This is a genomic window from Glaesserella sp. (assembly GCF_041814905.1).
Taxonomy (GTDB): Bacteria; Pseudomonadota; Gammaproteobacteria; order Enterobacterales; family Pasteurellaceae; genus Glaesserella.
Window position 1 is genome coordinate 41,852 of sequence record NZ_JBGXYA010000082.1, and the last position, 15,118, is coordinate 56,969.

The 15,118-nt window shown below is 43.6% G+C and carries 13 protein-coding genes; 8 read left to right on the forward strand and 5 right to left on the reverse strand.

The window, feature by feature from the left end:
* Window positions 1-194: 194 nt before the first annotated feature.
* The 8 genes from ACEYJ7_RS11280 to ACEYJ7_RS11315 all read left to right on the forward strand — a co-directional run bounded on the left by ACEYJ7_RS11280 (window position 195) and on the right by ACEYJ7_RS11315 (window position 9,315).
* On the forward strand, window positions 195-2,180 hold the full coding sequence (locus ACEYJ7_RS11280) for a filamentous hemagglutinin N-terminal domain-containing protein (RefSeq protein ID WP_373779198.1): 1,986 nt from the start codon (window positions 195-197) through the stop codon (window positions 2,178-2,180).
* Between the two features lie 236 nt (window positions 2,181-2,416).
* Complete coding sequence (pfkA, locus tag ACEYJ7_RS11285) at window positions 2,417-3,379, forward strand: 6-phosphofructokinase (RefSeq protein ID WP_373779199.1); 963 nt, start codon at window positions 2,417-2,419, stop codon at window positions 3,377-3,379.
* Between the two features lie 212 nt (window positions 3,380-3,591).
* Entirely contained in the window at window positions 3,592-4,188 is a 597-nt protein-coding gene (locus ACEYJ7_RS11290) for a CDP-alcohol phosphatidyltransferase family protein (protein WP_373779200.1), read from the forward strand.
* 17 nt (window positions 4,189-4,205) lie between these two features.
* Window positions 4,206-5,957, forward strand: coding sequence for a bifunctional alpha/beta hydrolase/class I SAM-dependent methyltransferase (locus ACEYJ7_RS11295; RefSeq protein ID WP_373779201.1), 1,752 nt, complete (start codon window positions 4,206-4,208; stop codon window positions 5,955-5,957).
* Window positions 5,958-6,022: 65 nt separating this feature from the next.
* Entirely contained in the window at window positions 6,023-7,321 is a 1,299-nt protein-coding gene (locus ACEYJ7_RS11300; RefSeq protein ID WP_373779202.1) for a phosphatase PAP2/dual specificity phosphatase family protein, read from the forward strand.
* Between the two features lie 29 nt (window positions 7,322-7,350).
* Entirely contained in the window at window positions 7,351-7,716 is a 366-nt protein-coding gene (locus ACEYJ7_RS11305; protein ID WP_373779203.1) for a hypothetical protein, read from the forward strand.
* A gap of 10 nt (window positions 7,717-7,726) precedes the next feature.
* On the forward strand, window positions 7,727-8,380 hold the full coding sequence (locus ACEYJ7_RS11310) for a lysophospholipid acyltransferase family protein (RefSeq protein WP_373779204.1): 654 nt from the start codon (window positions 7,727-7,729) through the stop codon (window positions 8,378-8,380).
* Window positions 8,377-9,315, forward strand: coding sequence for a phosphatidate cytidylyltransferase (locus ACEYJ7_RS11315; protein ID WP_373779205.1), 939 nt, complete (start codon window positions 8,377-8,379; stop codon window positions 9,313-9,315). The genes ACEYJ7_RS11310 and ACEYJ7_RS11315 overlap by 4 nt, the downstream gene beginning before the upstream one ends.
* A gap of 99 nt (window positions 9,316-9,414) precedes the next feature.
* On the opposite strand, the gene oppF is transcribed toward ACEYJ7_RS11315, so the two are convergent.
* From oppF to ACEYJ7_RS11340, 5 genes are all read right to left on the reverse strand, one after another.
* Window positions 9,415-10,410: a murein tripeptide/oligopeptide ABC transporter ATP binding protein OppF gene (oppF, locus tag ACEYJ7_RS11320; protein WP_373779206.1), complete on the reverse strand. Its 996-nt coding sequence runs from the start codon at window positions 10,408-10,410 to the stop codon at window positions 9,415-9,417.
* Complete coding sequence (locus ACEYJ7_RS11325) at window positions 10,407-11,390, reverse strand: ABC transporter ATP-binding protein (protein ID WP_135672918.1); 984 nt, start codon at window positions 11,388-11,390, stop codon at window positions 10,407-10,409. Before ACEYJ7_RS11325 ends, oppF begins: the two co-directional genes overlap by 4 nt.
* An 8-nt stretch (window positions 11,391-11,398) precedes the next feature.
* Entirely contained in the window at window positions 11,399-12,316 is a 918-nt protein-coding gene (gene oppC / locus ACEYJ7_RS11330) for an oligopeptide ABC transporter permease OppC (protein ID WP_373779207.1), read from the reverse strand.
* A gap of 12 nt (window positions 12,317-12,328) precedes the next feature.
* Entirely contained in the window at window positions 12,329-13,252 is a 924-nt protein-coding gene (oppB, locus tag ACEYJ7_RS11335) for an oligopeptide ABC transporter permease OppB (RefSeq protein WP_135672916.1), read from the reverse strand.
* 98 nt (window positions 13,253-13,350) lie between these two features.
* Window positions 13,351-14,988 carry an ABC transporter substrate-binding protein gene (locus ACEYJ7_RS11340; RefSeq protein WP_373779208.1) on the reverse strand — a complete coding sequence of 546 codons (1,638 nt, stop codon included), beginning with the start codon at window positions 14,986-14,988 and terminating at the stop codon, window positions 13,351-13,353.
* Window positions 14,989-15,118: the final 130 nt, after the last annotated feature.

Sequence of the window (15,118 nt, forward strand, 5' to 3'; positions counted from 1 at the left end):
CGCTATATTGATTTAATACAGTAATACATTGGAGTTATTGTTAAATATTGTCTTGAGAAAGCGGTTTCTTTCTTCTAATGGAAAAGCAAATATTCCGATTGGAATGAATAAAATGAAAGCTGTCGGCGAGAAAGGATGTTATGTTTCCGATTGAGCTGACCATTTGTATGACAAAATTATAGAGGGTCAACCTTATGAACAAAAAATGTTTCCGTGTTATTTTTAGCAAAACTCAACAATGTCTGGTTGCAGTATCCGAAATCACGAAGTCTGATAGTAAATCTTCGGCTAACAGCCCTAAAGCAAGTGTTGTGTCCGCAATAATGAGTACGCTAAAACCTGTCGCCTTCAGCCTATTTTGTGCATTAGGATTGGTGACGCTTTCTTCTGCGGTTTCCGCGCAGACTTTAGTGATTCAAGCGGATAAATCAGCACCGAAATATCAACAAGCTGCCGTTTCAACTGTTGGTCAAAATGTACAACTGGTTAACATTCAAGCGCCGAATGCCCAAGGTCTTTCACATAATAAATACGATACTTTTAACGTCGATCAACCAGGGGCGATTTTAAATAACAGCCGTTATGGCGCAAATACACAATTAGCCGGCAAAGTGGCAGGTAATGCAAATTTGGCAAAAGGCGAAGCTCGAGTCATTTTAAATGAAGTCACTTCAAACAATCCGAGTGTTTTAAAAGGTTATGTTGAAGTTGCGGGTAAAAAAGCGGAAGTCATTATCGCTAACCCGAACGGTTTACACTGTGACGGCTGTGGCGTAATCAATGCCGATCGTGCAACGTTAACAACCGGTAAAGCGTCTGTTTCTAAAGGTCATTTAGACGGTTTTGTCGTTGAAAAAGGGAAAATCACGATTTCAGGTAAAGGGATGGATAACCGCCAAACCGACTATACGGAGATTCTTGCACGCAGTAACGAAATTAATGCTGATGTTTGGGCAAAAAAAGAGTTAAATGTCGGCGGTGGTGAAGCGGCTTACAAACGTACCAATGGCGGTAAAGCGGTTTATATTACACATAAAAGCTCAAATTCTGCAGTTCAGCCACAAGTTGCTATCGATGTAGGTCAACTAGGCGGTATGTATGCGGAGAAAATCCACCTTGTAGGTACGGAATCCGGTTTAGGTGTTCGTAACGCAGGGCATTTAGGTGCAAGCGTAGGTGAAGTAAGAATCGACACAAAAGGTAATATCGTTAACAGCGGTGCGATTGTTGCTCGTGGTTCGGTGAAATTGAATGCTCAACAAGTTGATAATACGCTTGCTAAAATTTCTTCTGAAACTCAGCACGTTGTCATCAACAGCAATGGTCAAATGAAAAATACCAAAGGGGCGATTACCGCAGACAAAGCGATTGTGATTAACACGAAAGGTTTAGCGAATACGCAAGGTTTAATCAGCAGTAAAGGTGTTGTTATCAATAGCCCAAATACGGCGGTTAACAATACTCAAGGTAAGATTGAAGGCACTTACGGTGTATTGGTAAACGGTCGTTTGGCGAACTTTGAAGGGCGTGTTACTTCAGATAAATTCGTATTGCTTAACAGCGATGCACAGGTAAACAACACCAAAGGTGTGATTACTGCAGGTAAAGGTGTACTTATCAACGGTAAAGGCTTAAATAATCATCAAGGTTTAGTCAGTGCCGATGTTGTTGTGATCAAAGCGGGACAAGCAGGCTTGAATAATAATCAAGGTACTATCAAAGCGACAAAAGGTGCTGTGGTGAATACTCAAGGCTTAACCAATTACCAAGGTTTGGTTTCTGCTCAAACGATTTTAGTGAACAGTCAGGGTTATGATTTGGATAACAGCATGGGTGCTGTTGTTGCAACACAAGATATCACTTTAAACGGACGAGTGAACAATACGTTGGGTAAAATAGCTTCTGAATCAACGGAAATCAAATTAAATAGTGATACCGGAGTAGACAATACCAAGGGAACGATTAAGGCGGCAAAAGGAGTTGAAATCAACTCTCAAGGTTTAACCAACTATCAAGGTTTAGTGGATGGCAGTTCGGTAACCGTCAATACGCAAGGTAATGAAATCGACAACACCTTCGGTACCATTGTGGCTCCGCAAGACACCAATTTTAACGGTTCGGTCACTAACTTTAACGGTCGTATCATGACTGAAACGGCAGCGATTAAAGAAGTGAAATAATACATTATCGTTAAAGTCGGGTTGACGGCTTCAACTTGTTATTAATCAAAACGGTGGTTTTTGCAAAATATCGGGCAAAAACCACCGCTTGTTTTTTTGGCATTCGTCTGATTTGATCAAGTTTACAGCAAAAAATGTTGTTTTTATCAGCGGTCTTGATTGCGTTAGTGTTATACTCAAGGTCTCTGAAGATTTACCGTATCTATTGTTGTTTATTTGTATAGAGGGAGTAGTCTATGGTCAAGAAAATTGCAGTATTGACAAGTGGCGGTGATGCGCCGGGAATGAACGCCGCTATTCGGGCGGTGGTTCGTTCCACGTTATCCGCAGGGCTGGACGTGTACGGTGTATACGACGGTTATCAAGGCTTGTATGAAAATCAAATCAAATCATTAGATCGCTATAGCGTATCTGATGTCATTAATCGAGGTGGGACTTTTTTAGGTTCCGCACGTTTCCCGGAGTTTAAGCAGCCTGAAGTCAGAACCAAATGTGTGGAAATCCTACGCTCACACGGCATTGATGGGTTGGTTGTAATTGGTGGCGACGGATCTTATATGGGCGCTAAATTACTCACAGAAGAGCACAATTTCCCTTGTATCGGCATTCCCGGCACCATTGATAATGATGTCGCGGGAACGGATTATACAATCGGCTATCAAACGGCGTTAGAAACCGCAGTGGATGCGATTGACAGATTACGCGATACCTGTAGCTCTCATCATCGTGTTTCAATCGTTGAAATTATGGGGCGACATTGCGGTGATTTAACCATTACCGCTGCAATAGCCGGTGGTTGTGAATATATTGTAGCTTCCGCTGATCAGTTTGATCGTGAAGAATTGATTCGTCAGATAGAGAATCAATTGACGAAGAAACGCCATGCGATTGTTGCTATTACAGAATTGATTACTGATGTACATCAGTTGGCTAAAGATATTGAGGCGAGAATCCACCGTGAAACGAGAGCAACGGTATTAGGTCACATTCAGCGGGGCGGTGTGCCTTGCGCTTTTGATCGTGTATTGGCTTCCCGTATGGGCATTTTTGCCGTTGATCTGCTGCTACAGGGGTTGGGTGGTCGCTGTGTCGGTATTCAAAATGAAGAATTGGTGCATCATGATATTATTGAAGCGATTAATAATATGCGTCGTAAATCTAAAAATGATTGGTTGGATATGTCTAAGCGATTGTTTTAATTGAATGTTGTTCTGACAAAGTAAGGCTTTCATACAAGCGGTCGGATTTCGTCTGTTTTTTGCAAAAAATCAGTGGAATCAGACCGCTTGTCGTTTTCGATTAATTGATTTATTTCTTTGATATTTCAAGCTTTTTTCTGATTGAATCACTTGTTTTTAGCGGAATTAATCGCTACTATTGCACAAGATATCAACAATAGAAGGTGTAGATTATGAGCATTTATGCACTTAAACCTAAATTTCAGGATTTACTCCGTCCGATTGCTCGCCAACTTGATAAACAGGGTATTTCCGCCAATCAAGTAACTCTGTTTGCTTTTTGGGTTTCCGTTTTCCTTGGCGGATTTCTCAGCCTCTTTTCTTTCTCTTCCGTACTTTTTGGGTTATTACCAATTTGGCTGTTTTTACGTATGGCATTAAATGCGATTGACGGTATGTTGGCGCGGGAATTTCATTGGCAATCAAAGTTAGGCGGTTATTTGAACGAACTGACGGATGTCGTTGCCGATGCGGCACTGTACTTGCCGTTTGCTTTTATTGCGCCGTTTAACGGTTTTCAAATCGGGTTGTTTATTTTCTTAGCAGTGATAACGGAATTTTGTGGCGTGCTCGGGCAGGTTCACGGTAATAACGGACGCCGTTATGACGGTCCTTTCGGTAAAAGCGATCGGGCGTTTTTTATCGGTGCGTTGGCGCTGTGGTACGCCATAGTCGGTAAGTTTCATTTCAGTTTCACTATTATTATGTGGTTGGCGTGTGTTGCCTTGGTGATTACCTGTTACAGACGGGTAAAAAACGGTTTAGCGTAAGCATAAAGGAGTCATTCATGCAAAGTCTCATTAAGCAGGAAAAATATTTTACCACAGCCGATAATACGCAGTTATTTTATCGTTATCGCCCGGCAAAAGACGGTAGTCAGGACAAAGCGATAGTGTTATTTCACCGCGGACACGAGCATTCCGGACGGATGATGTTTGTCGCCGATGAACTGGGTTTTGAGGATTTTGCCTATTTTGCTTGGGATGCGCGCGGGCACGGGTTAAGTCCGGGTGAGCGGGGTGACAGCCCGAGTTTGGGGACGTCGGTTTCCGATATTCAGGATTTTATTCAACATATCGGGCGGGAGTATGGTATTCAGCCGGAAAATATTGCGGTGATTGCGCAAAGCGTCGGAGCGGTGTTGGTGTCGACGTGGCTGCATGATTACGCACCGAAAATTCGTTGTGCGGTATTGGCTTCACCGGCGTTTAAAGTGAAATTGTATGTGCCGTTCGCCCGTGCGGGATTGAAATTGATGTATAAATGGCGAGGAAATTTCTTTGTCAACAGTTACGTAAAAGCCCACTACCTGACGCACAATAAGGCGCGACAAGACAGTTATAACAACGACCCGTTGATCGCTCGTGCAATTTCCGTGCGTATTTTACTCGGATTATATGACGCGGCGGATAGAGTAGTGGCTGATGCACAGGCAATTACCACACCGATTCAGTTGCTGATTTCGGGGAGTGACTGGGTCGTGCATCATCAACCTCAGCACGATTTTTACAATCGTTTGGGCAGCCATATTAAAGAACGCCATGTATTAGACGGTTTTTATCACGATACCTTAGGAGAGGAGCAACGGGAAGCGGCATTTAAAGAAATGCGCCGTTTTATCCGTGAGCGTTTTAATCAACCGCTGTCCGTCGTGGATGTCACGCAGGCGCATATTCACAGCCAAAGCCGTATCGAAGCGGATGAATTGGCAACGCCGTTGTCCCCGTATAGTCCGCGAGGGGCGTTTTGGGCGGCTTATCGCTGGTTGATGAAATTAGGTGCTAATTGGAGCGAAGGACTCAGAATCGGCAAAGAAACGGGATACGATTCGGGTTCAACTTTGGATTATGTATATCGCAATGAGCCGCAGGGAACGAATAAATTCGGGCTGATGGTCGATAAAAATTACTTGAATGCAATCGGTTGGCGCGGAATTCGGCAGCGCAAAGTAAATATCGGCAAAGCGATTTACATGGCAATGGCAAAACTGCGCCAAGCGGGTAAACCGGTTCATGTATTGGATATTGCTTCCGGTCACGGGCGCTATGTATTGGATGCATTAATGGACGAGAGTTTGCCCGACTCAGTCCGTCTGCGGGATTACAGCCCGATTAACGTGGCGGCGGGGCGGAAGCTAATTGAAGATCGCAATTTGCAAAAAGTTGTGACCTTTGATGAAGTGAATGCGTATGATCGCAACAATTATCGTGATCTTTCGCCTCGCCCGACCTTGGGAATTGTCTCCGGTTTACATGAACTGTTTGCCGATAATGATTTAATATTGAATTCGATTTACGGATTCGGTGATGCGATTGAATCCGGCGGTTACTTGATTTACACCGGTCAGCCTTGGCACCCGCAGTTGGAGCTGATCGCCCGCTGTTTAACCAGCCATAAAGAGGGCAGTCCGGATTGGGTAATGCGCCGTCGCAGTCAACAAGAAATGGATCAACTGGTTGAAAAAGCCGGTTTTGAAAAAATCCATCAATGGATTGATGAAGACGGCATATTTACCGTCAGCTTGGCAGTGAAAAAGTAAATGCCGTTTAGCGGCGGACAAGCGGTCGGTTTGGCGTGTTATTTTGCGAATAAGAGAGCAAGGCAATGATGAAACATCTGCGGCATCGTTTAGGCTATTTACTGGCAGTCGGCATGTTGTTTTACGCCAGTTACGGTTTAAGCAATTGGTTTACCGCACAACGGGCGGACGTGCCCGAAATCGTCTATGAGTGGGAACAACACATTCCGTTTTTAGCGTGGACGATCGTGCCTTATTGGTCGCTCAATGTGATGTATTCACTTGCCTTCTTTTTTGCCCGTTCTCGTCAGGAACTGCACCGTTATATTACGCATTTAGTCGTGGCGCAAGTGATTGCGGTGAGCTGTTTTTTACTTTTCCCGTTACAATTTAGTTGGACAAAACCTGAAACAACAGGGATTTCAGGCTATTTATTCGCCTCGTTGGCAACTTTCGACCAACCTTATAATCAAGCCCCTTCTTTGCATATTATTTTAACCGTGATTGTCGGTATGTTTTATTGGCGCTATTTGCCGAGAACGTGGCGTATTCCGTTGCTGCTTTGGTTAGGATTAATTGCTGTCTCTATTCTTACCACCTATCAACATCACTTTATCGATTTGCCGACGGGAGCATTGGTCGGTTGGTTAGTCGTTTGGGCATTGCCTTATGAGCAGCCGAGCCCGTTGCGAAAATGGCAGACAATCACGGCTTCCCGCTTGGCCCAAATGAGATTGTATTTGATTGGTTTCGTACTCACGGCGATACCGGCGTTTTTCGGCGGTGTATGGTTATGGTTTATTTGGATAAGTCTGGCATTGGGGCTGGTTGCCTACGCACACGGCTGGGGCGGCATTCGGGTTTTCCAAAAACAGCAAGACGGCAAACTCTCCGCCGCTTCTTCGTGGCTATTATTCCCTAACTTCATCTGTATCCGAGTAAATATCGCTTGTTGGTTGAGAAACAAAGCGAAATACAGTGAAGTGAAACAAGGGGTTTATATCGGTTCGGTGACTCAAGCCAAGGCGTTCGATGCCGTGGTGGATATGTGCGGAGAATATCCTTGCCTGCATCCGCCGGCAGATTATGTCAGCGTGCCGATGTTGGATATGGCAACCCCGGAGGTCGGTGATTTAGCCTATGCGGCACAGGCCGTGGAACGTTGCCGACAACGCAATGCGTCCGTATTGGTGTGTTGTGCTTTAGGTTACGGGCGCAGCGCGGCGGTAACGGTCGTTTGGTTGGTTGTATTCGGCGGTTGTGAAACGATTGCTCAGGCTGTCGAACATTTGCGCCGAGTCCGCCCGAATATGGTATTTCCGCCTGCAACCGAGCAAGCGGTAAAAGAAGCGATCGCCTATTTGCAAAATTCTGCGAAAATCTGACCGCTTGTTCATTCTTTTAAGGAGGACATATGTCTGCACACGCGCGTGTTACATCAAATTTATTGGCAACCGCCCGTTATATCGGCATTGCTAATTTGGTTATTTTGGTTTTAGCAGCTCAGTCAGGAGGCAGTTCATTTTCTCTACAAGTGCTATTGGCTGCGCTACTTATTTACCTGCATGTCAGGGTGTATTTCGATCAACTGCTTTTCGTGGAATTAGCGTATCACCATCTCACCACCGAAGAACTCGACCGTTCATTAGATGAATTGAATTTGAAAAAATCGTTAGGAAACCGACCGCTTGAAGTGCGGGCAGAAGGTGCGGTAAGGCTGTGGAAATATATTGTTTATGCGACGGCAGCACAGCTGGTATTACTATTTTTGCACGCTTAAGGAACAGACGATGAAACGATGTATCAAAAAGGCGTTAGCGTGGTTGACCAACCATATACTTTGTCGGTTTGTTTCTTTTTTGACCGGTATTCGCACGAAATCCCCCTATGAAATGGCGTTTGAGCCGGGAAGGAAAGTGTATTACGCCAATCACAGCAGTCACGGTGATTTCATTTTAGTTTGGAATTCACTGCCCGCCCGCTGGCGGCTTTATTCTCGCCCGGTTGCCGCCGCCGAATATTGGCAATCGGGGCGGATTAAGCGATTCATTATCGAGAGTGTCTTTAACGGTTTACTGATTCCCCGCCAAAGTGATGATCCGAAAGCGATCACCGAACAAATGACAGAAGCGTTAAAAGACCATTCTTTGATTATTTTTCCGGAAGGTACGCGTAATACTGATGAAAACATTCCGTTGTTGCCGTTTAAAACGGGGATTTATTACTTGGCAAAACGTAATCCTGATGTACAGTTTGTACCGATTTGGATCCACAATATTAATCGGGTATTGCCGAAAGGCAAATGGCTGCCGGTGCCGTTATTATGCGAAGTCCGTATTGGCGAGCCGTTGCAATGGAATGGCGGGGAAGAGAAACAAGCTTTCCTTGATCGCACGCAAGCGGCATTATTGGCATTAGCACCGGAAAGGAAGGAGGCGGTATGATTTCTCAGCAAGTCGGCTATATTTTTGCTTCAGTGTTTGCCGTATTGATTATTGCCAGTGTGATTGGAGAGTTGCTGAAACAAAAATACGGGGCGCAAAATACGACGATCGTGAATCTAATTGATCGTATCAATGCATGGTGGGCGATGGTACTTGTGCTGTTTATCGCATTTTTGTTCGGGCATATCGGCACGATTATTTTATTCTTTCTAATTTCTTTCGTCGGATTACGTGAGTTTATGACCTTGGTTTATCGGAAGCGAAGCGACTATTACAGCATGGTTGTCTGCTTTTATTTGTTGCTCCCGATACAATATTATTTTGTTTGGTCACAATGGTACGGAATGTTTTCGATTTTTATCCCGGTTTACGGCTTTTTGATTTTACCGATTGTTGCGAGTTTGAGTGGTAATACCGAGCAGTTTTTAGCGCGGGCGGCAAAAACGCAGTGGATGGCGATGATCTGTATTTTCTGTTTATCACATGTACCGGCATTGCTGTTTTTGGAATTGGACGGTTTTGACAGCAGCAACAATATTCTATTACTGATTTTTATGATTGCGACGGTTCAAGCGAGCGACGTGTTGCAATATATTTGGGGAAAGTCCATTGGCGGTCCCAAAATTATGCCAACCTTATCGCCGTCTAAAACCATCTCCGGTACCGTGGGCGGTATTGCCTCCGCAACGGGATTAGCCGCGCTTATGGCACCGATAACGCCGTTCAGTTATTGGCAAGCAGCGGGAATTGGTTTGGTTATTTGCCTGATGGGCTTTTTCGGCGGACTGGTAATGTCGGCGATTAAGCGGGATCATCATGTCAAAGATTGGGGAAATATGATCAGCGGACACGGCGGCATGTTGGACAGAGTCGATTCAATTTGCTTTGCCGCACCGATTTACTTCCATGTTGTGCGTTATTTTTGGAATGGGTAGTAAAGAGATAAAAGAACGATTTATTTAATCGGTTTGATATATCACAAGCGGTCGGATTTGCAAAATATTTTGCCAATCCGACCGCTTGTATTTGGCTTTTTAAGCTTTAAAGCAAGCGACAAAGTGGCTATCGTTGCCTTTCAGCAGAGGTTTTTCCTTCGCACAGCTTTCATCGGCAAGCGGGCAGCGTGTTCTAAACACACAGCCTGACGGTGGGTTAATCGGCGACGGTAAATCCCCTTCCAGTAATTGAATTTCTTTATTGCGTTCCAATTTTGGATCAGGAATCGGCACGGCAGACATTAACGCTTTGGTGTAAGGATGTTTAGTGTGATTATACACTTCGTCATCCGTACCTAGCTCCACCGCATTACCCAAGTACATCACCAATACGCGATCAGAAATATGTTTTACCACGGCTAAATCGTGGGCAATGAAAATCAGCGATAAGCCCATCTCTTTCTGTAATGATTTCAATAGGTTCACTACCTGAGCTTGAATCGACACATCAAGCGCAGAAACAGGTTCATCACAAATAATCATTTTCGGTTCAATAATTAACGCTCGGGCAATTCCGATACGTTGACATTGTCCGCCTGAGAACTCGTGGGGATAGCGGTTGATTAAGTTTGGTAATAAGCCGACCTTCATCATCATCGCTTGTACACGTTCTTTTACTTCCGCTTCGCTTAACTGCGGTTGGTAAATTTTCAACGGCTCTGCAATAATTTCGCCGATATTCATACGCGGGTTGAGCGAGGCGAGCGGATCTTGGAAAATCATCTGAATATCTTTGCGGGTATTTTTCCATTCTGCTTTCGATTGATGGCTCAAATCTTTGCCTAACCACACAATATTCCCCGCCGATGATTGAACCAAGCCGATAATGGCACGGGCTAAGGTCGATTTACCACAACCAGATTCACCCACAACGCCAAGGGTTTCCCCTTCGTACAATTTAAACGATACGTTATTGACCGCTTTGAGCGTTTGCGGTTTAGCAAAAAAGAGGGCTTTTTTATCTTTAATTTTGAAGTTCACATCCAAGTTTGTGACTTCAAGAATCAATTTTTTCTCTGTCATATTTTGGCTCATAGGGCAAACTTCTCCACTGGAATCCAACAGTTACGTAAACGACCGTCATCTAAACGCTCTAATTGCGGGGCAACTAGACATTGAGAGCTAAAATGTTTACAACGTGGCGAGAACGGACAACCTTTTGGTAATTGTAATAAATTCGGCGGATTGCCCGGAATGGTGACTAAGGTTTCCGCTTGTCCGTCTAAACGTGGAATTGCATCCATTAAACCAATCGAATAAGGGTGGGTCGGATGATAGAAAATTTGATCCGCCGTGCCGTATTCCATCGTTCTTCCCGCATACATGACTAACACTTTATCGCAGATCCCTGCCACCACCCCTAAATCGTGGGTAATCATGATAATGGCGGTATTGAATTCCCGTTTGAGTTCATTTAATAACGTCATGATTTGTGCTTGAACCGTCACATCTAATGCGGTTGTTGGCTCATCGGCAATCAATAATTTTGGACGACACAGTAATGCCATGGCAATCATCACACGCTGACGCATACCGCCTGAAAACTCATGAGGATACATGCCCATACGTTTTTTGGCTTCTGGCATTTTCACCGCATCTAACATTTTGACCGATTCATTGAATGCTGCTTCTTTACCTAACCCTTTGTGTAGCATCAATACTTCCATCAGCTGTTCGCCGACTTTCATATACGGATTTAAAGAAGTCATCGGGTCTTGGAAAATCATCGCAATTTCATTAGCACGGATTTTATTTAATTCCGCTGTCGGTAAATTGACTAACTCTTTGCCACGAAATTTTGCCGAACCTGACACAATGCCGTTTGCTGCTAATAAGCCCATTAACGCAAAGGCAGTTTGAGATTTCCCTGAACCTGATTCCCCTACGATCCCTAACGTTTCCCCTGCATCCAGGGTAAAGTTGAGATCGTTTACGGCGGTGACCATGCCATCGGGGGTTTTAAAATTGACACGCAGATCTTGCACATCTAAAAGTAAATTGTGTATCGCTGACATGAGATCTCCTATCTATCTTTTGGATCGAGGGCATCACGTAAACCGTCGCCAATAAAGTTAAAACAGAACAAGGTTAAGCAGAGGAAAAAGGCTGGGAATGCCAATAGCCACGGCGATGTTTCCATTTGAGCTGCGCCATCGCTTAATAATGCGCCCCAGCTACTCATCGGCTCTTGTGTGCCTAAGCCTAAGAAGCTTAAGAATGATTCAAATAAGATGAGAGAAGGCACTTCTAACGAAGCATAAACGACCACGATACCTAATACGTTCGGGATAATATGTTTCCAGATAATTTGGCGTTTCGGCACACCGCAGACAATCGCTGCTTCAATAAACTCTTTGTTTTTCAAGCTGAGGGTTTGTCCACGTACAATACGAGCAAGGCTTAGCCATGCAATCATCCCGATTGCCACGAAAATCAAAAGAATGTTTTGACCGAAGAAGGTGACCAATAAAATTACGAAGAACATAAATGGGAATGAGCCTAAGATTTCCAATAAACGCATCATTACCATATCCACTTTACCGCCGACATAGCCTGAAATCGCACCGTAAATTGTCCCGATCACCACGGCAATTAATGCCCCTGCAATCCCAACCATCAAAGAAATACGTCCTCCGATGGCAATTCGCACCAACAAATCACGCCCAGAGGCATCTGTACCGAAATAGTGGCCTGACTCCATATCGGGTGCAGCACTCATCATATTCCAGTCAGTATCTTCATAGCTGAACGGCATGAGCATCGGAGCAAAGGTAATAAACAGCACCACAAAGAATAAAATAATCAAACTGGCAACCGCCGCTTTATTGCGGAAGAAACGGCGACGAGCATCTTGCCAAAGGCTACGACCTTCTAAAATCAGATCGGCATTTTGCTCCGCCAATTTTTCAGCAAGTTCCTGATTCTTTTTGTTATTTAACATCTCACTGACTCCTTATGAATAACGAATTTTCGGATCAATCACGGCGTACAGAATATCCACAATCGCATTAAAGGTAATGGTTAATGTCCCGACCAAAATCGTTAAACTTAACACTAAAGAGTAATCACGGTTTAACGCACCGTTGACAAAAAGCTGTCCGATACCCGGTAAACCGAAAACACTTTCAATCACCATTGACCCCGTAATAATCCCCACAAATGCAGGGCCTAAATAGGTGATAACTGGTAATAACGCAGGGCGTAAAGCGTGTTTAAAGATAATTCTGCTTAGCGGTAATCCTTTCGCTTTTGCGGTACGGATAAAGTTAGAATGTAACACTTCAATCATCGAACCACGGGTAATACGAGCAATCCCTGCTACATAAGCAATGGTTAATGATAATACCGGCAAGACCATATAATAAAGTTGTCCACCGTTCCAGCCACCTGCAGGTAGCCATTTGAGGTAAATCGCAAAGAATAGCACTAATAACGGTGCAAAGACGAAGCTCGGCATAATGACGCCCGTCATGGCAAAGGACATCACAATATAGTCCCACCTGCTATTTTGCTTCAAGGCGGCGACCGTGCCTGCCAGTAACCCTAGAGTGACCGCAAAGATAAAGGCGACAATCCCTAATTTAATAGATACAGGGAAAGCAGAGGCAATCAAATCATTCACTGTTTGATCTTTATATTTGAAAGACGGCCCAAAATCCCCTTTAGATAGGTTTTCCAAGTAAATGAAATACTGTTTATATAACGGTTCATTTAAGTGATATTTCGCTTCAATATTCGCCATTACTTCAGGCGGATAAGCACGCTCAGAGGTAAACGGGCTACCCGGTGCAAGACGCATTAAGAAGAATGAAAATGTAATTAATATGAAAAGCGTCGGAATTGCTTCTAAAATCCTTTTAACTATAAACTTAAACATAGGTAAATTCTCCAATCCACACTTATAAATAAAACAAGCGGGGCGATCTTCTCAAAATTTTACAAATTTTTAAGAAGATCGCACCGCTTACAAAAAAATTATTGTTTAATAATATATAAGTTTCTTAAGAAGATGTCATCTTGTGGATCTTTACCTTCATAACCTTTCACGAATGGTTTCACTAAACGTGGGTTGACATAGTTATAGATAGGAATGATCGCATAATCTTTCGCTAACTGTGCTTCCGCTTTTGCATACGCTGCTGCACGCTCTTCTGCATTGCCCGCTTTGTATGCTGCATTAATTTCTGCATCATAAGCTTCGCTCTTATATTTAGCTGTATTATTGCTTGAGTTAGACAAGAAGTATTTACCGAAAGTCGATGCTTGGTTATAGTCAGCTGCCCAACCTGCACGCGCCACATCATAGTTACCCGCACGGCGAGTATCTAAGAAGGTTTTCCACTCTTGGTTTTCAAGCTTGATATCGACAATACCATTTGTGTTTTGTTTTAAGATAGATTGCGCTGCAATCGCAATTTTCTTATGGTTCTCGTTAGTGTTATATAACAACGTGAATTTAAGTGGATTTGATTTACTAAAGCCAGCTTCTTCTAACAACTTAATCGCTTCTGCTTTACGAGATGCCATATCCTGTTTTGAATACTCAGGTTGTTGGATTAAGTGACCTTCCGTAATGTACGGTGGCGTAAACACATAAGTCGGGGTTTGACCTTGACCTAATACTTTATCCGTAATCACATTACGATCTAACGCAAGGTTTAATGCCTTACGTACACGCACATCGTTAAACGGTGCTTTTTCGTTGTTTGGCTCATAGTAGTAAGTAGAAAGCGTACGTGTTACAAACACTTCATTCGGGATTTCTTTTTTGAGCGTTGGGAACTGCTCTGGCGGTAATGCGTAGCTAGTGATATGTAAATCACCTGCACGGTAACGCTGTACGTCTGTACTTGCATTTGAAATCATTAAGAATGTCGCTTTATTGATCACAGTTTCTTTGTCGTTCCAATAAAGTGGGTTACGTTCAAAGACGATTTTTTCGTTGATCACGTGTTCTGCGAGTTTGTAAGCACCGTTACCGACATAGTTCTCTTTTTTCACCCATGCATCACCTAATTTCTCAACTACCGCTTTTGGCACTGGTAACATGGTTTGGTGAGTCATCATACCAACTAAGTATGGCACTGGATTGCTTAATTTGATTTCTAAAGTGTAATCATCAAGGGCTTTAACGCCTAACTCGCTTGGTGCTTTTTTCGCATCAATGATATCTTGTGCATTTTCAACTTGAAGATAGTTTAGGTAGCTTGCATAAGGTGATGCGGTTTTCGGATCGCCTAAACGTTTAAGAGAGAATTCAAAATCGTGTGCGGTAACTGGATCGCCGTTAGACCATTTTGCATCTTTACGTAATTTGAATGTCCATGTTTTGAAATCATCCGAGTTTGTCCATGTTTCCGCTACCCCCGGAATCACTTCACCCGCTGAATCTTTAGTCACTAAACCTTCTAATAATTGGTATGAAACCTGTGCTTCTGGCACGCCTTCTGTTTTATGAGGGTCAAAACTGGATGGTTCTGAGCTGTTGTTAATAATGACTTCTTGCTTGTCGGCAAGCACAGTACCTTCAGGCACTTTCGCCGCAAAAGCAGAAACAGAAAGACCAAGTGCAATCGCACTTGCCAATAAAGAACGGGTAAACGTTGTTTGCATAGACATGTCTCCATAAGCTGTTGTGAGAAAGGCTTAATTAGTATCGTAAAAACTTTAGTTTGTAAAGTTTTTGTTAAAGTGAAAAGAAAGTATTTTGTCGTTATGCGAATGATGTCACGAAAATGGGATA